This is a genomic window from Bradyrhizobium sp. LB11.1 (genome assembly GCF_040549385.1).
GTDB lineage: Bacteria > Pseudomonadota > Alphaproteobacteria > Rhizobiales > Xanthobacteraceae > Bradyrhizobium.
The window spans coordinates 252686-272988 of the sequence record NZ_JBEPTH010000009.1; the positions used below are offsets into that span (position 1 = coordinate 252686).

Annotated in this window: 22 protein-coding genes and 1 other RNA gene; 8 read left to right on the forward strand and 15 right to left on the reverse strand. The window is 64.5% G+C overall.

Going from position 1 to position 20303, the window contains the following annotated elements:
- Positions 1-70 precede the first annotated feature (70 nt).
- The 5 genes from ABIA96_RS24040 to ABIA96_RS24060 form a co-directional block, all read right to left on the reverse strand.
- Positions 71-1198 carry a muconate cycloisomerase family protein gene (locus tag ABIA96_RS24040; RefSeq protein ID WP_354139519.1) on the reverse strand — a complete coding sequence of 376 codons (1128 nt, stop codon included), beginning with the start codon at positions 1196-1198 and terminating at the stop codon, positions 71-73.
- On the reverse strand, positions 1195-1950 hold the full coding sequence (locus tag ABIA96_RS24045) for an SDR family NAD(P)-dependent oxidoreductase (RefSeq protein ID WP_354139520.1): 756 nt from the start codon (positions 1948-1950) through the stop codon (positions 1195-1197). Before ABIA96_RS24045 ends, ABIA96_RS24040 begins: the two co-directional genes overlap by 4 nt.
- On the reverse strand, positions 1950-2756 hold the full coding sequence (locus ABIA96_RS24050) for an amino acid ABC transporter ATP-binding protein (protein ID WP_354139521.1): 807 nt from the start codon (positions 2754-2756) through the stop codon (positions 1950-1952). Before ABIA96_RS24050 ends, ABIA96_RS24045 begins: the two co-directional genes overlap by 1 nt.
- The gene (locus ABIA96_RS24055; protein ID WP_354139522.1) at positions 2753-3415 is read right to left on the reverse strand and encodes an amino acid ABC transporter permease; all 663 of its coding nucleotides are present in this window, start codon (positions 3413-3415) and stop codon (positions 2753-2755) included. Before ABIA96_RS24055 ends, ABIA96_RS24050 begins: the two co-directional genes overlap by 4 nt.
- Positions 3416-3607: 192 nt before the next feature.
- Positions 3608-4474, reverse strand: a complete 867-nt coding sequence (locus ABIA96_RS24060) for a transporter substrate-binding domain-containing protein (protein ID WP_354139523.1) — start codon at positions 4472-4474, stop codon at positions 3608-3610.
- Positions 4475-4657: 183 nt separating this feature from the next.
- Between ABIA96_RS24060 and ffs the strand changes: the two genes are divergently transcribed.
- The 5 genes from ffs (at position 4658) to ABIA96_RS24085 (ending at position 8181) form a co-directional block, all read left to right on the forward strand.
- An RNA gene (gene ffs, locus ABIA96_RS24065) (signal recognition particle sRNA small type) lies at positions 4658-4754 on the forward strand.
- A 92-nt stretch (positions 4755-4846) separates the two neighbouring features.
- A complete protein-coding gene (locus tag ABIA96_RS24070) occupies positions 4847-6688 on the forward strand; it encodes a DNA polymerase III subunit gamma/tau (protein ID WP_354139524.1) in 1842 nt (613 codons plus the stop codon).
- Between the two features lie 109 nt (positions 6689-6797).
- The gene (locus ABIA96_RS24075) at positions 6798-7118 is read left to right on the forward strand and encodes a YbaB/EbfC family nucleoid-associated protein (protein WP_354139525.1); all 321 of its coding nucleotides are present in this window, start codon (positions 6798-6800) and stop codon (positions 7116-7118) included.
- A 1-nt stretch (position 7119) separates the two neighbouring features.
- Positions 7120-7722: a recombination mediator RecR gene (recR, locus tag ABIA96_RS24080; RefSeq protein ID WP_354139526.1), complete on the forward strand. Its 603-nt coding sequence runs from the start codon at positions 7120-7122 to the stop codon at positions 7720-7722.
- A 27-nt stretch (positions 7723-7749) separates the two neighbouring features.
- Positions 7750-8181, forward strand: a complete 432-nt coding sequence (locus tag ABIA96_RS24085; RefSeq protein WP_354139527.1) for a hypothetical protein — start codon at positions 7750-7752, stop codon at positions 8179-8181.
- 125 nt (positions 8182-8306) lie between these two features.
- Here the strand turns inward: ABIA96_RS24085 and ABIA96_RS24090 are convergent, their stop codons facing one another.
- From ABIA96_RS24090 to ABIA96_RS24100, 3 genes are all read right to left on the reverse strand, one after another.
- Complete coding sequence (locus tag ABIA96_RS24090) at positions 8307-9671, reverse strand: AmpG family muropeptide MFS transporter (RefSeq protein WP_354139528.1); 1365 nt, start codon at positions 9669-9671, stop codon at positions 8307-8309.
- A 109-nt stretch (positions 9672-9780) separates the two neighbouring features.
- Positions 9781-10083, reverse strand: a complete 303-nt coding sequence (locus ABIA96_RS24095) for a GIY-YIG nuclease family protein (protein WP_354139529.1) — start codon at positions 10081-10083, stop codon at positions 9781-9783.
- An 88-nt stretch (positions 10084-10171) separates the two neighbouring features.
- Complete coding sequence (locus tag ABIA96_RS24100) at positions 10172-11371, reverse strand: DNA recombination protein RmuC (protein WP_354139530.1); 1200 nt, start codon at positions 11369-11371, stop codon at positions 10172-10174.
- Positions 11372-11541: 170 nt separating this feature from the next.
- Here ABIA96_RS24100 and def point away from each other — a divergent pair, with 170 nt between their 5' ends.
- The 3 genes from def (at position 11542) to truA (ending at position 13870) form a co-directional block, all read left to right on the forward strand.
- Complete coding sequence (gene def / locus ABIA96_RS24105) at positions 11542-12066, forward strand: peptide deformylase (protein ID WP_354139531.1); 525 nt, start codon at positions 11542-11544, stop codon at positions 12064-12066.
- A gap of 11 nt (positions 12067-12077) precedes the next feature.
- The gene (fmt, locus tag ABIA96_RS24110; protein ID WP_354139532.1) at positions 12078-13013 is read left to right on the forward strand and encodes a methionyl-tRNA formyltransferase; all 936 of its coding nucleotides are present in this window, start codon (positions 12078-12080) and stop codon (positions 13011-13013) included.
- Between the two features lie 119 nt (positions 13014-13132).
- Entirely contained in the window at positions 13133-13870 is a 738-nt protein-coding gene (truA, locus tag ABIA96_RS24115; protein ID WP_354139533.1) for a tRNA pseudouridine(38-40) synthase TruA, read from the forward strand.
- Positions 13871-14032: 162 nt separating this feature from the next.
- On the opposite strand, the gene dapE is transcribed toward truA, so the two are convergent.
- The 7 genes from dapE to yihA all read right to left on the reverse strand — a co-directional run bounded on the left by dapE (position 14033) and on the right by yihA (position 20213).
- Positions 14033-15199: a succinyl-diaminopimelate desuccinylase gene (dapE, locus tag ABIA96_RS24120; protein WP_354139534.1), complete on the reverse strand. Its 1167-nt coding sequence runs from the start codon at positions 15197-15199 to the stop codon at positions 14033-14035.
- Between the two features lie 22 nt (positions 15200-15221).
- Positions 15222-16067 (reverse strand): 2,3,4,5-tetrahydropyridine-2,6-dicarboxylate N-succinyltransferase, encoded by an 846-nt coding sequence (gene dapD, locus ABIA96_RS24125; protein ID WP_354139535.1) that lies wholly within the window; start codon positions 16065-16067, stop codon positions 15222-15224.
- A gap of 201 nt (positions 16068-16268) precedes the next feature.
- On the reverse strand, positions 16269-16958 hold the full coding sequence (locus ABIA96_RS24130) for a pyrimidine 5'-nucleotidase (protein WP_354139536.1): 690 nt from the start codon (positions 16956-16958) through the stop codon (positions 16269-16271).
- 14 nt (positions 16959-16972) lie between these two features.
- On the reverse strand, positions 16973-17959 hold the full coding sequence (locus tag ABIA96_RS24135; protein WP_354139575.1) for a DUF1036 domain-containing protein: 987 nt from the start codon (positions 17957-17959) through the stop codon (positions 16973-16975).
- Between the two features lie 188 nt (positions 17960-18147).
- Entirely contained in the window at positions 18148-19035 is an 888-nt protein-coding gene (gene argB, locus ABIA96_RS24140; RefSeq protein ID WP_354139537.1) for an acetylglutamate kinase, read from the reverse strand.
- Positions 19036-19200: 165 nt separating this feature from the next.
- The gene (locus tag ABIA96_RS24145; protein ID WP_354139576.1) at positions 19201-19560 is read right to left on the reverse strand and encodes a DUF423 domain-containing protein; all 360 of its coding nucleotides are present in this window, start codon (positions 19558-19560) and stop codon (positions 19201-19203) included.
- Complete coding sequence (yihA, locus tag ABIA96_RS24150; protein WP_354139538.1) at positions 19560-20213, reverse strand: ribosome biogenesis GTP-binding protein YihA/YsxC; 654 nt, start codon at positions 20211-20213, stop codon at positions 19560-19562. Before yihA ends, ABIA96_RS24145 begins: the two co-directional genes overlap by 1 nt.
- Positions 20214-20303 lie beyond the last annotated feature (90 nt).

Here is a 20303-nt window from a genome sequence, read left to right on the forward strand (position 1 = left end):
TAGGGGAAGGATCGGGGCCGCATACGCGGTCGTCATTCCAAGCGCGCGCTGCGCGCCCGGAATGACGGAGTTATGCCTCCGCCAGCACCCGAGCATTCGCACGAATCGAGGCTTCGCTGACGCGAATGCCGAGGCCGGGACCGTCGGGCACGACGACTTGACCTGCGCGGTTGGCGACGCGCTCCTCCAGCACGTCCTCGGTCAGCACGTGATGCGGCATATAAAACTCGCAGCCGAGCGAGATGCCCGGTGTCGCCGCGATCAGCTGCGTACCGGCGGCTAGCCCAACGCCGCCTTCCCACAGCGTGCCGCCATAGCCGGGCAGGCCGGCGATGTCGGCGATCGCCATGATCGCCTGCGCCTCGAACAGGCCGCCGGCCTTCATCAGCTTGATCGAGACGGCGTCGGCCGCCTCGCGGCGGACGACTTCCATCATATCGCGGCGGTCAAAGCAGCTTTCGTCGGCGAGCACAGGCGTTTCCAGCGCGGCGGTGAGCTGCGCCATCACGTCGAGAAACTTGCGCGGTACCGGCTGCTCGATGAAGGTCGGCGCGAACTCCTCGATATCGCGCAGAATCTTGATGGCGCCGAATGGCGCCAGCGCCTGGTTGTAGTCGACGCGCAGATCGACCTTGTCGCCAAATTCTTTCCGGATCGCTTCGAGGTGGTCGAGATCCTCGCGATGCGACTTCACGCCGGTCTTGACCTTGTAAATGAAGTTGCCGTCCGGAACCATTTTTCGCATGCGCTCGAGATCGGCGGCGAAATCGGGATCGGCGATCGAGAACGACAGCGGAATGGTGTCGCGCACGCGGCCACCGAGCAGGTCGGCGACCGAGAGCCCCGACGATTTGCCGACGATGTCCAGCAGCGCCATTTCGATCGCGACTTTGGCCTCCGCGTGGCCGACCAGCGCGCGGTCGAGTTCGGCCATCAGCGCGCGGATGCGGCGTACGGGTTTGCCGAGCACGGTCGGCCGCAGATAGATGTCGAGCGCTGAGAACGCGGCTTCCGGCGTTCCCGTGAATACCTCCCACGGGGCTGCTTCGCCCCAGCCGATCACGCCGTCGCTCGACGTCAGCTCGATCAGCACGCGCTTCACCGTGCCCTTGACGTTGCCGACGCCCTGCAGGCGCGCCATCTTGATCGGGCTTTCGATCAGGAACAGCCTGAGACGTTCGACGGTCGCTTCGGTCATGTCAGGCCTCCATTGACGTGCCAGATCTGGCCGGTGACGTAGGATGCTTTCGGCGATGCCAGGAAGGCGATGATCTCGGCCACTTCCTCCGGCCGCCCTCGGCGGCGCATCGGGATCAGCGCCTCGGTCGCGGCAATCTGCTCGAGCGAGAGCCGGCTCTCGCTCGGCTTGTCCTTGACGATCAGGCCCGGCGCAACCGCGTTGACGGTGATTCCGTCCTTGGCGAGTTCGACCGCGGTGAGACGTACCAGCGCTTCAAGCGCGGCACGGCTCGCGGCGGTGGCGGCGAAGGGCGCGAATTCAGGCCGGATCGCGTGTGTGACGAATGACGACACCGCGACGATCCTGGCATCGCGACCTGCATGCAGCAGCGGAAGCGCAGCGTCGACCAGCCGTGTGAAGGCCAGCGCGGATTCATCCATCGCCTGACGGAATTGATCCGCCGGCGTGCCGATGGCGCTGCCACGGCGGGCGTGGCCGCCGACCAGGATCAATCCATCGAGCCGGCCGAAGGCGGCTTTCGTGGCGGCGATGGCGTCGGCGACGGCGGTCTCTTCGGCGAGATCGCCAAGGCACTTTGCGACGACCGCGCCTTTTGCTTCGGCGTCTGCAGCCGCGGCACCGAGACCTTCTGCGTTGGAGCGCGTGTGCAATAGAAGCCCGATGCCCGGCGCCGCGAGCAGTTTTGCGGTGGCGCAGCCGATGCCGCTGGCGGCACCGGTGACGAGATAGACGCGATCGATATCTGGCATCACGATGCTGTATTGACCGGTGGCAGCGCGCCGGTGCGGTGGAAATGGCTGAGGAAGGCGCGCGTCGCGGCTTCCTGCGGATTGTCGATCACCTGCCTCGCCGGGCCTTCCTCGACGACAACGCCGTCGCGCATGAAGATGAGGCGGTCGGCGACCTCGCGGGCAAAGGCGATCTCGTGGGTCACGATCACCATGGTCATGCCTTCAGAGGCCAGTTGCTGGATCACGCTGAGCACCTCGCCGACCAGCTCGGGATCGAGCGCCGAGGTCGCCTCGTCGAACAGCATGACATCAGGTTCCATCGCCAGTGCCCGCGCGATCGCGACACGCTGTTTCTGGCCGCCTGACAATGTCGCCGGATATTGGTCAGCCTTTTCCGCGAGGCCCACCTTGGCAAGCTGGGCGCGTGCAAGCTTCTCGGCGTCCGCCTTGGCCATGCGCCGCACCGTGACTGGTCCCTCCATCACGTTTTGCAGCGTCGTCATGTGTGGGAACAGGTTGAAGTGCTGGAACACCATGCCGGTGGTGGCGCGGAATTTGGCCAGCGTCGTCACGTCTGGAAGCTTTGCGCCTTCACCGAACACGAAGCGCGTGTCGCCGACACGAACGCTGCCGCCGTCGGGCACGATCAGGAGATTGATGCAGCGGAGCAGGGTCGATTTGCCGGAGCCGGACGGGCCGATCAGCGCCACGACGCCACCCTTGGCGACCTCGAGACTGATGTTCTTCAAGACCTCGTTGCTGCCGAAGCTCTTGCGCAAGGCCCGGATCTCGATTTTCGAAGTATTTTTGGAAGGCTCGCTCATTCGCTGACTGCCAGTCGCTTCTCGCCGCGGCGAACGATGATGGTGAGCGGAATCAGGATCGCCGCATAGGCGACCGCGACCGCGGTGTAGGTTTCCAGTGGCCGGTAGCTGTCATGGGCCGCGACCTGGCTCTGATAAACGAGGTCCGGCACCGCCAGCACCGAGACCAGCGAGGTGTTCTTGAACTGGATGATCGACTGGTTCATCAGCGCCGGAATCATGCGCTTGATCGCCTGCGGCAGCACGATGCGCCGCATGCTCTGGCCCGGTGTCATGCCGAGTGCAGCGCCGGCTTCCGACTGACCCTTGTCGATCGAAATGATGCCGCCCCGGATGATCTCCGAATAGAACGAGCCGCCGTAGAGCGAGAGCGCCAGCGCCGAGGCCGTGATCGGCGTCATGTCGATGCCGGCCAGGATCGGCAGCGCGTAGTAGAACCAGATCAGCTGTACCAGGATCGGCGTGCAGCGGAACGCCTCGATGAAGGTGAGGGCGACCATGCGCACCACCTTGTAGCGCGACAGAGTACCGAAGGCGCCGAACAGGCCGAACACCAGACCGAGCAGCACGATCACGATCGTGAAGCCGACGGTGACGCCGAGCCCGTTGAGAAAGAGCCAGCGATAGCTCCAGAGGATGCCGAAGTCCCACTGATACATGCGTGCCTACTTGCTTCACCTCTCCCGCTTGCGGGAGAGGTCGCGTCGCATCGAAGATGCGATGCGGGTGAGGGCTTTCTCCTCTGGGGGAGTCTTGCCAGCGGAGACACCCTCACCCCGACCCTCTCCCGCAAGCGGGAGAGGGAGAGAAGCGGAGCCCGTGGATCGAGACTGCCCCAAGTTTGCGATACCTTACAACGAAACGCCCGGCGGAATGTCCGCTTCGGTCACGCCCACCAGCTCCATGTTGGTGATGATCGCGTTGCGGATGAAGCCGAGGCCCTTGTTGAAGTCGATCCAGGTGTTGACGTAGTCGCGGAACGTCTTGTCGTTCTCGCGGCGGAAGCCGGCATTCGACGTGGTGGCGAAGATCGGCGTCGGCAGCACGAACTGGCCGAGCGAGGGGTTCTTCTTCAGCACGGTCAGCGACAGCATCGTGATCAGGCACTGCGCGTCGACGCGGCCGGTCTGCAGTGCGGCGGTGGCGTCGTCGGCGCTCTTCAGCCGCGAGATCTGCGCCTTCGGCGTCAGGCGGCTGACGACCTGGTCGTGCGACGAGCCCTGATCGACGGCGATCTTGACGTCAGGCGAGTTCAGCTCGGCCCAGCTCTTCGGCTTGAAATCCTTCTTGCAGAGGATGCCGAAGGCGTTGTTGAAGACCGGCACCGAGAAGTCGACCACCAGTGCGCGCTTCGGCGTCGGGTTGAGGCCGAAGAAGATGTCGATCTTGTTGGATTGGAGATCGAGCACCGAATTGCCCCAGGTGGTTTCGGTGATCTCGAGCTCGGCCTCCATGTCGTCGGCAAGCGCCTTGGCGATGTCGACGTAAAAACCCTTCCATTGGCCGCTGGCGAGATCCTTCATGTAGTAAGGCGCGCCGCCGCCGACCGCGCCAATCCGCATCTTCTTGGTGCGGCGGATGCGGGCAAAGGTCGATTCGTTGGGATCGGCCGCCTGGGCCACCGCCGGAGAGGCCAACGCGCCCGCGGCCACTGCGCCGATGGCGCCAAGTCCGGCGCCAAGTCCGACAATCGATGCAACATCACGACGTGTAACCATTGGGATCAATCGCTTTTCTGGTTAGGTGGAGTTCCGGGAGCGTTCTTACCAAGGTGGCCGGGGCTGCGAAAGCACAGCCTATCGGCTGGGCAGACCCGGAGTTGCCCGGATGCTGGGCAAGATCAAGCTGGCCAAAGTGATACCCGCTTGCTTTCCCGACCTTTTGGCCCCAAATAGGGACCGGGAGATTGGCGGTGGACGAGCCACTCGCCAACCGGGTCAGGTCCGGAAGGAAGCAGCCCTAACGAGGTCCGGATCGGGTCGCTCGTCAGTCTCCTACCTGTTTTTTGAGCGAATTGCGTCGGCGGGCTTCCCGCCAGCGCGCTCCTTTCCGCAAAGCCGGCCGAGAGACATTTCATTGCGGATCGACCGATGACCGATGCTGGCGCCCCTCCCAATCCCGACAGCGCCGACCCGGCCGGCAACGCGCCCTACCGGGTTCTGGCGCGCAAATACCGCCCTTCAAGCTTCGACGATCTGATCGGCCAGGAGGCCGTGGTTCGCACCGTCTCCAACGCGTTCGAGACCGGGCGCATTCCGCAGGCCTGGATCCTCACCGGCGTCCGCGGCGTCGGCAAAACCACCACCGCGCGTATTCTCGCCCGTGCGCTCAACTACGAGATGCCAGATGGCTCCGTGAAGGGCCCGACCATCCACATGCCGACCTTGGGCGTGAACTGCCAGGCGATCATGGAAAGCCGGCACATGGACGTGCTGGAGATGGACGCGGCATCGCACACTGGCGTCGACGACGTCCGCCAGATCAATGACAGCGTGCGCTACGCGCCCGCCAGCGCCCGCTACAAGGTCTACATCATCGACGAAGTCCACATGCTGTCGACGGCTGCGTTCAACGCCTTCCTGAAGACGCTGGAGGAACCGCCGGAGCACGCCAAGTTCGTGTTCGCCACGACCGAGATCCGCAAGGTTCCGGTCACGGTGTTGTCGCGCTGTCAGCGTTTTGACCTGCGCCGCGTCGAGGCCGATGTGCTGATGAAGCACCTCGCCAACATTGCGGCGAAGGAAAGCGTCGAGATCGAGCCCGAGGCGCTGGGCATCATCGCGCGCGCCGCCGAAGGCTCGGTGCGCGACTCTCTGTCGCTGCTCGATCAGGCCATCGCGCATGCGGCAGGCAATGTGAAGGCCGACGCCGTCAGGCAGATGCTGGGGCTCGCCGACCGCACCCGTGTCATCGATCTCTTCGATTCGCTGGCGCGCGGCGACATCGCGTCCGCCTTCAAGGAGTTTCGCGACCAGTACGATGTCGGCGCCGATCCCATCGTCGTGCTCTCGGACCTTGCCGAGTTCGTCAATTTCGTCACCCGCGTGAAGATCGTGCCGGCGACCGCCGACAACGTCGCCTATGGCGAGACCGAGCGTGTGCGCGCGAAGGATTTCGCCTCGAAAATCTCGATGCGCGTGCTGTCGCGGATGTGGCAGATGCTGCTCAAGGGCATCACCGAGGTGCAGGCCGCGACACGTCCCGCCGCGGCTGCCGAGATGGTGCTGGTGCGCATCGCCTATGTAGCCGACCTGCCGACGCCGGACGAAGCGATCAGGATGCTCGAGCAGAACGGCGGCGGCTCGCCGGTCGTGAGCGGCGGTGGTGCCGCGCGCAGCAATACGCCGTCCGCGCCGATGGCCTCTGCGACGTCGGTTGTTTCAGCTGCGCCGGTTCGCATGCCGACCTCGTCGCCATCAGCGTTCGGCGGTGGTGCCCGGCCGCAAATGGCAGCGCCGGCGCCGGAACCGCAAGCGGCTGCTCCGCAGCTGCGTATCACGAGCTTCACTCAGCTCGTTGCGCTCGCCAGTCAGAAGCGCGATGTCATGACCAAGGGCGCGCTCGAAGGCGACATGCGCCTCGTTCGTTTCGAGGAGGGCCGGCTGGAAGTCGCGCTCGAGCCGAACGCCTCCAAGACCATGATCTCGGAGCTCGCGCGAAAATTCGAGCAATGGACCGGCCGCCGCTGGACCATCATCGTGTCCAACGAGAAGGGCGAGCCGACGCTGCGCTCGGTGAGCCAGGCAGCCAAGCAGGAACATGCGCGCACTGCCGAGGCCGATCCGCGCGTGCAGGAGGTGCTGTCGCGCTTCCCCGGTGCGAAAGTCGTCGAGGTCCGCAGGCTTGCCCCCGAGACGCCTGAAACCAATATTAACGCCGACTACGGCTCTGACGATCCGCCCGACGGTTCCGACGCCGACGACGATCTCTAGAGCATGATCCGGAAAAGTGTGCAGCGGTTTTCCGAGAAGATCATGCTCAAATAGAATGCTAAAGCGCGTTTAGGCGCGCTTTGGCCGCTCTTTCCAAGGACGAACACCCATGGCTGATTTTCTCGGCATGATGAAGCAGGCGGCGCAGCTGCAATCCAAGATGCAGGAGATGCAGGAGCAGCTCGCCAATGTAGAGGTCGAAGGCATCTCCGGCGGCGGTCTCGTCGCCGTCCGCATGACCGCGAAGATGGACGTCAAGGGCGTCAAGATCGATCCCTCGCTGATCAAGCCGGAAGAACGCGAGGTGCTGGAAGATCTGCTCGTCACCGCGCTCAGTGATGCCCGCCGCAAGGCGGAGACCGCGATGCAGGAAAAGATGCAGTCGCTGACCGGCGGGCTCGGCCTGCCGCCGGGGCTGTTCGGCCAGTAATATGGGCGCGGTTGCAGGTCCCGAAATCGAGCGGCTGGTCCAGCTTCTCGCACGGCTGCCGGGCCTGGGCCCGCGCTCCGCGCGGCGCGCGGCACTGCATCTGATCAAGAAACGCGAGGCGCTGATGATGCCGCTGTCGTCGGCTATGCAGGTCGCGCTCGACAAGGTCCAGGTCTGCAAGACCTGCGGCAACATCGATACGCAAAATCCCTGCACTGTCTGCATCGATCCGAAGCGCGATCCGGCCATCATCGTCGTCGTCGCCGACGTCGCCGATCTCTGGGCGCTGGAGCGGGCCAATGCGACTCAAGGGCGCTACCATGTGCTGGGCGCGACCTTGTCGCCGCTCGACGGCGTCGGTCCGCAGGACCTCACCATCGACACGCTGGTGGCGCGCGCGCATGCGGCCGAGGTGCACGAGATCATTCTTGCGCTGAATGCGACAGTCGACGGACAGACCACCGCGCACTACATCACCGACCTGCTTCAGGACGCCAACGTAAAAGTAACCCGGCTCGCTCATGGTGTGCCGGTCGGTGGCGAGCTTGATTATCTCGATGAGGGCACGCTATCGGCCGCGATGCGGCAGCGGACCCTGTTCTAGCCATCCAGACTTGACGGAACGAACGACATGACGAAACTTTTCGCCACACGATCGGTTTTGGTCGCGACGATGCTGCTGCTAACACCGGCCATCGCCGCACAGCAGGACGACGAGGCAGCGCCGCCGTCAAAGCCCGGCAAGCCGATCAGCACCGGCGAGGTGCTCTCGGGCGAGCTGAACGCAATGAAGATTCGCGACGTCAAGAACGCCGGCAAGCGGATTGCGATGTACCAGATTACATCCGAGCCGCGCCGCCTGCCGGCGCCGAACGGGTTGTGCAATCTCGAGACCGGGCCTGAGACCTTCCAGCTCGTTCCCAGCGGCGATGCGCAGGCCGCGCAGTTGAAGACGTTTGCCGGCAAGGAAATCTCGGTCAAGGTCGACGAGATCGCCTGTGCCAGCGATCCCGGCCAGATGAGCGAGGCCGTGGTCACGAAGTGGAGCCTGGTGAGGAAGTAGGGCGGCAGGCAAACTCCCTCCGTCGTCATTGCGAGGAGCCCTTGCGACGAAGCAATCCAGACTGTTTCTGCGGAAAGATTCTGGATTGCTTCGCTTCGCTCGCAATGACGAGGAGAGAGGTGTGCCTACACCCTTACCGGCCCCAGCGCCTCAAAATGCCCGCGCTTCTGCAGCCAGGCCAGCAGCACCAGGCTCGGGATCGCCACCAGCACGCAGATCACGAAGAACAGCGGCCAGCCGGTGGTATCGGCCACGAAGCCGGCCCCTGACGAGAGATAGGTCCGCCCCACCGCCGCGAGCGCGGTGAGCAGCGCATATTGTGTCGCCGTGTGCAGCGGGTTCTGGCACAGCGCCGAGAGATAGGCGACGAAGATCACCGTGCCGATGGCACTGGTGAAATTCTCCGCGCAGATCGCGAGCGCCAGGGCCCATTGATTGGTGCCGACCACGGCAAGCCAGGAGAACGTGAGGTTGGCCAGCGCCTGCATCACGCCGCCGATCAAGAGCGATGTTGCCAGCGAGTAACGCCGCGCGACAAAACCGCCGGCAAAACCGCCGATCAAGGTCGCAGCCAAGCCGACGCCCTTCACGATCGCCGCATAGTCGTTGCGGGTGAAGCCGAGATCGATCACGAACGGCGCGGTCATGGTGCCCGAGAACGCATCGGTGAACTTGAACAGCACGACGAAAGCGAGCGCGGCGAACGCGTCCTTCCGCGACAGGAACTCCGAGAACGCGCCGATCGCTGCGTGCAGAACCCGCGTGAACGCGGTCTCCTCTTGCGTCACCGCTTCCGCCTGCACCGATTGCTCGGGCTCGGTCGCGGCCAATGCCGTGATCGTCCCGATCAGCACCATCGCCGCCATCACCACATAGCCCCACATCCAGGCCGACGGGCGCGGAATGCCGGTCCCCTCGAAGCCGGAGACGATGAACAGCGCGCCCGCGGTCGAGACCAGCATGCCGACGCGATAGGCGGCGACATAGGCGGCCATGCCGGCGGCCTGCTCGCTCTCGGGCAGGCTCTCGACGCGAAAGGCATCGACTACGATATCCTGCGTGGAGGATGTTGCCGCCACCAGCAGTGCGCCCAGCGCGACATAGAACGGCGAGCGTCCGGGGTCGGTCATCGCCAGCAGCAGGATCGCGATGATCAGCAGCAATTGCGAGAACAGCAGCCAGCCGCGCCGCCGCCCGAAGGCGCGCGTGAACAGCGGCACATGCAGCGCGTCCACCAGCGGCGCCCACAGAAATTTCAGCGTGTAAGGCGTGCCGACCAGCGCAAACAGCCCGATGGTCTTGAGATCGACGCCCGCCTCGCGCATCCACACCAGCAGCGTCGAGCCCGACAGCGCCAGCGGCAGCCCGGACGAGAAGCCGAGGAACAGCACGATCAGCACCCGCGGCTGCAGGTAGACGGCCAGACTGTCGCGCCAGGAGGTCGCAGGGGTGGAGGTCGCGGCAGGGGAGGTCGCGTCGGGTGCGGTCATGGGGAGGTGTTAGCAGATTCTGGGGATCACATGGGAGGCGTCGTTCCGGCTACAAACGAGGTGTCGTCGCCCGGCTCGACCGGGCGACCCAGTATTCCAGAGGCCGAAATTATGGAGGACCCGCGATCCCGGAATAGAGATCGTTCCAGTTCGGATTGTCCCTCTCGATCAGCGCGATCTTCCAATCGCGCTTCCACTTCTTCAGCCGCTTCTCCCGCTTGATCGCATTCTCGGGATCATCGAATTGTTCGAAGTAGACGAGCCTTACGACGCCGTATTCCTTCGTGAAGCTTTCGATGAGCTTCAACTTGTGCTCCGCGACCCGGCGGATGAGATCGTTCGTCACACCGACATAGAGTGTGCCGCCGATCTTGCTGGCGAGAATGTAGACGTAATAGTGGCGTTCACCCATCTGCCGCCTCTGGGATACTGGGTCGCCCGGTCAAGCCGGGCGACGACAGCGAAATTGGAGCGGCAGCGTACCGGAACTGGGGAGAACGTCACTCCCCCGCCTGGAGCTTCCTTGGAAACAGCTCCGGCGCCCCCGCCACCAGCCGCGGGCCGTCCGTGGGTGCGTCGGTCTTGCTGAAATCGAGCTCCTCGATTCTCCCGGCGCGCTTTTCGATCTTGTCGGCGGAGATCAGGATCTGGCGGACGTCCTCGTTCGCGTCGGCAAAGTGCTTTTGCAATTTCAGCACGCGGTCGCGCAGGCGGCCGAGATCGTCGCCGAGCTTGATCACTTCGGTCTGGATCTGGTCGGCGGCATCGCGCATGCGCGCGTCCTTCATGATCTGCTGCATCACCTGAATCGCGAGCATCAGCAAGGAGGGCGACACCAGCACGACCTTGGCGCGATAGGCCTTCTGGATCACGTCGTCGAAACCGTCATGGATTTCGGCGTAGACCGATTCCGACGGCACGAACATCAGCGCCATCTCCTGGGTCTCGCCGGTGACAAGGTATTTTTCGGCGATGTCGCTGACATGCTTCATCACGTCGCCGCGCAGCCGCTGCGTGGCGACGCGCTTCTCCTCGTCGGTGCGGGCGTCGTGCAGAGCGGTCATCGCTTCGAGCGGGAATTTCGCGTCGATGCAGAGCGGGCGCTGGTCGGGCAGGAACACGACGCAGTCCGGACGCTTGCCGGTCGAGAGCGTGAACTGGAATTCGTAAGCCCCCTTCGGCAGGCCGTCCTGGACGATCGCCTCCATCCGCGCCTGGCCGAAGGCGCCGCGCGACTGCTTGTTGGCGAGCACGTCGCGCAGGGTCGTCACCTGCGTGGTGAGGTCGGTGAGGTTCTTGTGCGCGCTGTCGATGATGCCGAGCCGCTCGTGCAGTGCGCGCAGGCTTTCCATGGTGTTGCGGGTCGAATGCTCCATCGACTGGCCGACGCGATGGGTCACCGAATCCAGCCGCTCGTTGACCGCCCGCGCCATCTCGGCCTGGCGGCCGGCCAATGCCTGGGTCATGGCGTCGGCCCGGCCGGAGGCTTCGCTCTGGGCGTGCAGCACCTGGCTCAGGCGCTCCTCGAGCTCGTCGGCGCGGATGGCGTTCGCCATCGCGAGTTCCGCACCGCGCCGCCCCGATCGCGCGATCACGACGGCAATCACCACCAGCAGGATGAGGACGAGGGCGCCGAAGCCGATCAGCACATCGATCATGCGCACCGGCCAGTCGCCCAACATGAAAATGATCTCGTTCATGGCTGCTCTTCTAACCGATTCGCGCGTCTTGGCGAACGAAGAGGGAACGTCGGCGGTTAACGGCCCCTAATTTTTATGGTTACCGAAACCTGAAGTTTTATGGTTACCGGAGCGTCAACGGGGTTCCGAGCCGCATTGACCGCATCCGGCATGCGGCTTAAATCGCGGCCATGGCCCTCAGAGAAATCATCATCCTGCCCGACAAGCAGCTGCGTCTGGTCTCCAAGCCGATCGAGAAGGTCACGCCGGAGATCCGCAAGCTTGCCGACGACATGTTCGAGACCATGTACGACGCGCCCGGCATTGGGCTCGCGGCGATCCAGATCGCGCAGCCGCTGCGGCTGATCACCATGGATCTCGCCAAGCCCGACCAGGAAGGCGAGACCAAGCCGGAGCCGCGCGTCTTCATCAATCCCGAGATCATCGCGTCCTCCGAGGACCTGTCGGTCTATGAGGAAGGCTGCCTGTCGATCCCCGAATATTACGAGGAGGTCGAGCGGCCTGCGAAAGTCCGCGTGCGCTTTACTGATTTGGACGGCAAGGTGCACGAGGAGGACGCGGGAGGTCTCTACGCCACCTGCATCCAGCACGAGATCGACCATCTCAACGGCGTGCTGTTCGTCGACTATCTGTCGAAGCTCAAGCGAGACCGCGTGATCAAGAAGTTCGAGAAAGCCGCCAAGCGGGGGGAGTAAGGTTCTCCGTCATGCCCCTCCGCCTGATCTTCATGGGCACGCCCGATTTCTCCGTGCCGACGCTGCTTGAGCTCGTCGCGCACGGCCACGAGATCGTGGCCGTTTACACCCGAGCGCCGAAGCCCGGCGGCCGCCGCGGCCTGCAATTGCAGCCGACGCCGGTTGAAGAGGCCGCGCGAAAACTCGGCGTGCCGGTGTTGACGCCAAAGACGCTGAGGACGCAGGAAGCACTCGACGAGTTCAGTGCCTTTGACGCCGATGCCGCCGTCGTCGTCGCCTACGGCATGATCCTGCCGCAGGCGATTCTCGATGCACCGAAACTCGGCTGCTACAATCTGCATGCCTCGCTGCTGCCGCGCTGGCGCGGCGCAGCTCCTATCAACCGCGCGATCATGGCAGGCGATGCCGAGAGCGGCGTGATGGTGATGAAGATGGATGTCGGCCTCGATACCGGCGACGTCGCCATGGCCGAGCGTCTCGCGATCACGGACACCATGACCGCGGTCGACCTGCATGATCGCCTCTCCCGCCTCGGCGCCGATCTGATGGTGCGCGCGATGGCCGCGCTCCATCGCGGTGGGCTTCAGCTGAAGAAGCAAAGCGAGGACGGCGTCACTTATGCTGCCAAGATCGACAAGGCCGAAGCGCGAATCGATTGGAGCAAGCCCGCGCGCGAGGTGCTGCGCCATGTTCACGGTCTGTCGCCATTTCCGGGCGCCTGGGCCGAACTGGTCGGCGTCAGCGAAAATGCGCGCGTGAAGATTCTGCGCTGCGAGCTCGCGAAAGGCTCGGGTGGGCCGGGCGAGGTGCTCGACGATCAGCTCACGATCGCCTGCGGCGAGGGCGCGATCCGAATCCTCGAGCTTCAGCGTGAGGGCAAGGCCCGGATGCAGGCCACCGATTTCTTGCGCGGCGTGCCTGTGAAGGCAGGCGCCAAATTCACCTAACGCTGTCATACCCCGCGAAGGCGGGGTATCCAGTACGCCGAGGCTTCTCGGCTTAACGGAGATGTCTCGGCGTACTGGATCGCCCGGTCAAGCCGGGCGATGACACCACCCGGATTGAGATGCCCCGCTACAAGCTCACCATCGAATATGACGGCGCGCCGTTCTTCGGCTGGCAGGTGCAGGAGACCTTGCCGTCGGTGCAGGGCGCGCTGGAAGCCGCGGTGAAGGCGATGACCGGCGCGGATGTGCGGGTGCATGGTGCGGGCCGCACCGATGCCGGCGTGCATGCGCGTGGCCAGGTCGCGCATGTCGATATCGACAAGCAGTTTCCGCAGGGCCGTTTTCGCGATGGCCTCAACGCGCATCTGCGCCCGCATCCGGTGGCGGTGCTGGAGGCGGAGATCGTCCCTGACACGTTCGAGGCGCGCTTCTCCGCGATCAAACGTCACTACCGCTATCGCATCATCAATACCCGCGCCAATCTCGCACTCGACATCGGCCATGCCTGGCGAGTGCCGCGCCGGCTCGATGCCGATGCGATGCATGTTGCCGCACAGCGCCTGCTCGGCAAGCACGATTTCACGACCTTTCGCGACACCGAGTGCCAGGCCAAATCGCCGGAGAAGACGCTCGACCAGCTCGACGTGCTCAGCGACGGCCGCGAGATCACGATCCTCACCTCGGCGCGCTCGTTCCTGCACAGCCAGGTGCGCTCGATGGTGGGATCGCTGGTCTGGGTCGGCGAAGGTCGCTGGACCGCAGACGATCTCTCCGCAGCGCTGGAAGCCCGCAGCCGCGCCGCCTGCGGCATCGTCGCGCCACCGGAGGGACTGTATCTGGTGAAGGTGGATTATTAGACGAGAGCCGGACGCCCTTGTCTCATCATCGGTGTCATGCCCCGGCTTGACCGGGGCATCCAGTACGCCGCGGCCTTTCGATGCTATCGCTGCTGCCTCGGAGTATTGGATCGCCCGGTCAAGCCGGGCGATGACAGTGGAGTGTTGGGCGAGAGTAGAGTCTTACCCAAAATACCGCGTCAAAATCCCGCGATACACCTGCGTCAGCTTCTCCAGATCCTTAACCGGCACGCGCTCGTCGACCTGGTGCATGGTCTGGCCGACCAGGCCGAACTCGATTACCGGGCAATAGCTCGAGATGAAGCGCGCGTCCGAGGTGCCGCCTGAGGTCGACAGCTCCGGCTTGCGGCCGGTGATTTCTTCGATCGCTGAGACTGCGAGTTCGGTGAACGGGCCGGGCTTGGTCACGAACACGTTGGAGTTCGACGGCTCCCAGACGATGCGGGCGCGGATGCGGTTGCCGCAGGCCTTGGTCAGCCGTGTCTCGACCAGCTCGCGCAGGCTCGCCTGCGTATGATTGTCGTTATAGCGGATGTTGAATTTTGCGCGCGCCTCGCCGGGGATGACGTTGTTGGCCTTGTTGCCGACATCGACCGAAGTGAATTCGAGATTGGACGCCTGGAACTGGGCGCTGCCGTGGTCGAGCGGCTCGTCGGAGATCGCAACGATCAGCCGCGAAATATCCGGCACCGGATTGGCGGCGCGGTGCGGGTAAGCGACATGGCCCTGCACGCCATCGACATACAGCGTGCCGGATTGCGAGCCGCGGCGGCCGACCTTGATGGTGTCGCCGAGCGTCTCGACATTGGAGGGCTCGCCCAGCACGCAATGGTCGAATCTTTCGCCGCGCCCGGCAGCCCATTTCAACAGCTTGACCGTGCCATTGATGGAGACGTCTTCCTCGTCGCCGGTGATCAGGAACGAGATCGAGCCCATTCCATCCGCGCGCGGCTTGCCGTCATTCGCGGCGAGATGCTCCAGTACCGCGGCGACCGAGCAGGCGATGCCGCCTTTCATGTCGACCGCGCCGCGGCCGTGCAGGAAGCCGTCCTTCACTTCGCCCGAGAACGCACCGACGCTCCAGGCGCTCTCGTCGCCGGGCGGCACCACGTCGGTGTGGCCGGCAAAGGTGACGTGCGGCCCTTCAGTGCCGATCCGCGCATAGAGATTGTCGACGTCGGCGATGCCGGGCTCGCTGAAGGTCACGCGGTGACAGGTAAAGCCGGCCGCGTTGAGGGCTTTTTCAAGCACCCCGAGCGCGCCGGCATCGGCCGGAGTTACTGACGGGCAACGGATCAGGTCGCGGGCAATGGACAGGGCATCGGTCATATTTGGGCTCGTAGTGCCGGGCTTAATCCCGCAGCAACTCGTTGATGCTGGTCTTGGACCGCGTGCGCTCATCGACGCGCTTGACGATCACGGCGCAGGCGGTGCTCGGGCCGATCTGGCCGTTCTTCATGGGCTTGCCGGGCAGGGCGCCGGGCACGACCACTGAATATTCCGGGACTTCGCCGATGAAGATCTCGCCGGTCTCGCGGTCGACGATCTTGGTCGAGGCGCCCAAAAACACGCCCATGGACAGCACCGCGCCCTTGCGTACGATGACGCCCTCGGCAACCTCGGAGCGTGCGCCGATGAAGCAATCGTCCTCGATGATCACGGGCTCGGCCTGGAGCGGCTCGAGCACGCCGCCGATTCCGACGCCGCCGGAGATGTGCACGCGCTTGCCGATCTGCGCGCAGGAGCCGACCGTCGACCAGGTGTCGATCATGGTGCTCTCATCGACGTAAGCACCGAGGTTGACGAAGGACGGCATCAGCACGACGTTGCGGGCGATGAAGGCCGAGCGGCGGACGATGGCGCCGGGCACCGCGCGAAAGCCGGCGTCACGAAAGCGGTTCTCGCCCCACCCGTCGAACTTCGAGGGCACCTTGTCCCACCAGGTCGCCTTGCCGGGGCCGCCCGGAATGGCGCCCATGTCGTTGAGACGGAACGAGAGCAGCACGGCCTTCTTCAGCCACTGATTGACCTTCCACTTGCCGTCGGCCCCACGCTCGGCGACGCGCGCCTCGCCCTTGTCCAGAATCTCCAGCGCATGATCCACGGCCTCACGCGTTTCGCCCTTCGTCGAGGTCGAAATGCCGTCGCGCGCGTCGAAGGCGCCGTCGATGGTGGATTCCAGGGCGGACAGGGACATCGGGATTTCCTCTCGGAGCGGGAATTTTGATGGATTGGGGCGCTTTTTCGGGATTTGGGAGGGCGGAGTCAAGGCATACTCGACCGTCGTCCCGGACAAGCGAAATGGCCCCCGTAGCCCGGATGGAGCGCAGCGCAATCCGGGAAAGTCTCTCCGCAGCGAGAGGCCCCGGATTACGCTGCGCTCCATCCGGGCTACGACCTACCGAGAGAGCTTGCCCAAAAACCCCGCCAAATCATCCGTGACATGGTCGACATGGGCGGCATCGCGCCCCTCCAGTTCCCAATCCTCGCGCACCACTTCCTTGGTGCCATCAGGCACCACCAGTACCGTGGTCATGCCAAGCTCATGCGGGACGGTGAGGTTGCGGGCGAGGTCTTCGAACATGGCTGCCTTGGTCGGGTCGACCGCATGTTGCCTCAGGAATTTCTGGTAGGTCTGCGCCGCCGGCTTGGGTTCGAACTCGGCGGCGATGATGTCGAACACGCCATCGAAATGCGAGCCGAGGCCGAGCCGCGCCAGCACCGCATCGACGTGGTCGACCGAGCCGTTGGTCAGGATCAGCTTGCGCCCCGGCAGCTTTGCGATGGCCTCGCCGAGCGCCGGGTTCGGCTCCAGCGGCGAGTGGTCGATCTTGTGCACGTAAGCGAGATAGTCGTCGGCGCGCACGCCATGCAGGGTCATCATGCCGCGCATAGTGGTGCCGAAACGCTGGTAATAGTCCTTCTGGACCTTGCGCGCTTCTTCCGGGCCCACGTGCAACCAGTTGCACACGAACTCCCCGATCCGCGCATCGACTTGCTGCCACAGGTTGACGTGATGCGGGTACAGCGTGTTGTCGAGGTCGAACACCCAGGTGTCGACATCGGTGAAGGCGCGGGGTGGGTTCATCACATCTCTCTCAATCACGGAACAGCAAAACGCAGCGTCTTGCCGCCGCTACTCATGTCCACCGCGCCAAAACCGGTGGCCGCAAATCCGCGTGCTCCGCAATCATTCTGCTCGTTGGTCTCGAACTTGGTCTCGCGGGTGCAGAGCTGCTTGTCGCCGCCCCAGTTCAGCGGCTTGTCCTTGAGCTTGATGGCGCGGTTGTCGCCATCGACGGCTTCCGCGAAGCTGAAGATCTGCTTCGGCGTGCCGGCGACGTCGGGATGCAGGCACGTCCTGGGATCGATGCGATACCAGCCGCGGCTCGTCACCGACCTGCCGTCGTCCGTCGCGACCGCCGCCATCACCTTGTGCGGCGTGTCGTTGCACCAGGTCAGGCCACTCGTGGACGGCGTCTGCGCTGCATCGACCATGGTCTTGAACAAATTTGGCGACGAGACCACGTCGGCAGGCAGCCCGCGGCTCTTCAGGAACGCAGCGAGTGCGGCCTGCGTCTTCGGTCCGTCGACACCGTCGATTGCGCCGATGTCGTAGCCTGCGATCACCAGCAACCGCTGGATGCCGGCGAGCCGCGCCTGCTCGTCGTCATATTCGGAATCCTCGGCGAGATAGGCGACGAGATTGCCGTCGTCGCCCTGCGTCGGCGTGATCTGGGTGAAGGCGGCCTGGGTCTGGCCGCTGCGGCACTGCCGTGCGGCCGCGATGACGAAATTGTCCTGCGCCACGCACAGCATGTCGCGGCCGTTCTGCGGGATCGGCGAAGCGCCATAGACGCCGAGAGCGCGCGCATTGAGCAGGATGCGGTCGGCGCTGAGCGTGCCCTGCACCACCACGCGGCAGGTGGCGGGATCGATCCTGAACCAGCCGCGTGTCGCGGTCGCCGCCTTGTCGTCGATGCCGATCGCGGCCTCGACGACATAGGACATGCGGTTGCAGATCTTGAGATCGGCCAAGGCCGGCGCGGAGGAGAAGACGAAGGACACGGCCGCGGCAGGCAGCGTCATCAGGAAGCGGGTGAGAGTCGAGCGGCGGCGTAGACGCCGCTCTCTCGGATCGTCATGGCCGGGCAAAAGCGCGGAGCGCGTCTTGGCCGACAAGTCCCGGCCATCCACGTTCCGACCGGGAGAAGAAAGGCCGTGGATGCCCGGGACAAGCCCGGGCATGACGTTCTTGCTTCTGAGACCCCAGCCCATCACTTGTGGATCAGCGTTCCCGTGCCCGTATTGGTGAAGAGCTCGAGCAGCACCGCGTGCTGCATCTTGCCGTCGATGATGACCACACCCTCCACGCCCTGCTCGAGCGCGTAGATGCAGGTCTCGACCTTCGGGATCATGCCGCCGGAAATAGTGCCGTCAGCAATCAGCTTGCGCGCGTCCTTGACGGAAAGCTGCGGGATCAGCTTCTTCGACTTGTCGAGCACACCCGGCACGTCGGTGAGCAGCAAGAGGCGCTTGGCCTTCAGCGCCCCGGCGACCGCACCGGCAAAGGTGTCGGCGTTGACGTTGAGAGTCTGGCCGTCCTTGGAGGTCGCGAGCGGCGCCAGCACCGGGATCAGCTCGTAGCCGATCAGCTGGTTGAGCAGCGTAAGGTCGACCTTCTCGGGCTCGCCGACGAAACCGAGATCGACCGCCTTCTCGATATGCGAGTCCGGATCGATGATGGTGCGCGTCGTCTTCGACGCCTTCACCATGTTGCCGTCCTTGCCTGACAGGCCCACGGCCTTGCCGCCGGCTTCGTTGATGTAGCCGACGATCTGCTTGTTGACGGAGCCGGCGAGCACCATCTCGACGATCTCGATGGTCGCGGCATCGGTGATGCGGAGCCCGGCTGCGAATTCCGAGACGATGCCGAGGCGCTTGAGCATGGTCGCGATCTGCGGCCCGCCGCCATGCACCACCACCGGGTTGATCGCAGTCTGCTCCAGCAGCACGATGTCGCGGGCAAAATTCTTCGCGGTCTCCTCGTCGCCCATGGCATGACCGCCATATTTGATGACGATGGTTTCTTCGTCGTACTGCTGCATGTGCGGCAGCGCTTCGGACAGGATGCGGGCCTGGTCGAGCGGGGAGATTTCGGTCATGAGGCGGATCTCGCTGGCGGGACTAACGCGGCCTGCGTTCTATCTGATTGGCGGGCGAGGCGCAAAGTGTTGGTGCCGTGTAGCCTGGATGGAGCGCAGCGTAATCCGGGAATCCAACCGCGAATGCCGGCCCCGGATTGCGCTGCGCTCCATCCGGGCTACAGGTCAGCGCGCAGGCACCATTGCCGCCAGCGTCACTGCCAGCCAACTCGCGATCATCAGCGTTCCGCCGGTCGGTGCCGCGAACGGAAACAACGAATGGCCGGCATATTGCCGCAAGGTGAGGTCGCCCGCGAACAGCGCGGCGCCGATCACGAAGCCGATCGCGGCAGCGAGGCCAATTCCGCCGTGCAGAAGGCCGCGCGCGAGCAGGGCGACGCAGGCCAATATGGCAGTTGCATGAAACAGCAGCATGGCACTTGCGGAGGCAAGCCGGCTGGCATCAGCGCCATGGGCGGAGGCGGCGGCCAGCGCCACGCCGGCGGCGCCCATCAAGCCGGCAAGCCCGATCAGCAGGCGAGCCATCACTTGGTCCGCTCCTCCAGAAGCTTCGCCATCGCGGCGCGTAGCTCAGCCATGCCGGCCGATTCGCGCGACGACGTCGCGAGCACGTTCGGGAACGCCGCCGGATGCTTGGCCAGCGCGGCTTCGGTCTCGGAGATGCGCGTCTGAAGCTCGGAGGCCTTCACCTGGTCGGCTTTGGTCAGCACGACCTGGTAACTGACGGCGGAGCGGTCGAGCGTCTTGAGCACTTCGAGATCGACCTCCTTCAGACCGTGCCGCGCGTCGATCAGCACGTAGACCCGTGCGAGTGAGGCGCGCCCTAGCAGGAATTTGTGGATCAGCTCGGTCCAGGACGCGACCTGGCTCTTCGGCGCCTTGGCATAGCCATAGCCGGGCATGTCGACGAGGCGCAGTTCGGACTTGCCGGGGACCTCGAAGAAGATCAGCTCTTGGGTGCGGCCCGGCGTATGCGAGGTGCGCGCGAGCGCGTTGCGCCCCGTGAGCGCGTTGATCAGGCTCGACTTGCCGACATTGGAGCGGCCGGCAAAGGCGATCTCCAGCCCCGCCATCGGCGGCAGCGTTTGAATCGAGGGCGAAGCCCAGATGAACTGCCAGTCGCGGGCGAACAGCTTTCGCCCGGTCTCGATCAGCTTCGCATCTTTGTCGTCGGTCATGCGAAGGCTTTCAGTTGTTTACCGCGTCATTGCGAGCGAAGCGCAGCAACCCAGACTGTCACCGCGGAGGGATTCTGGATTGCTTCGTCG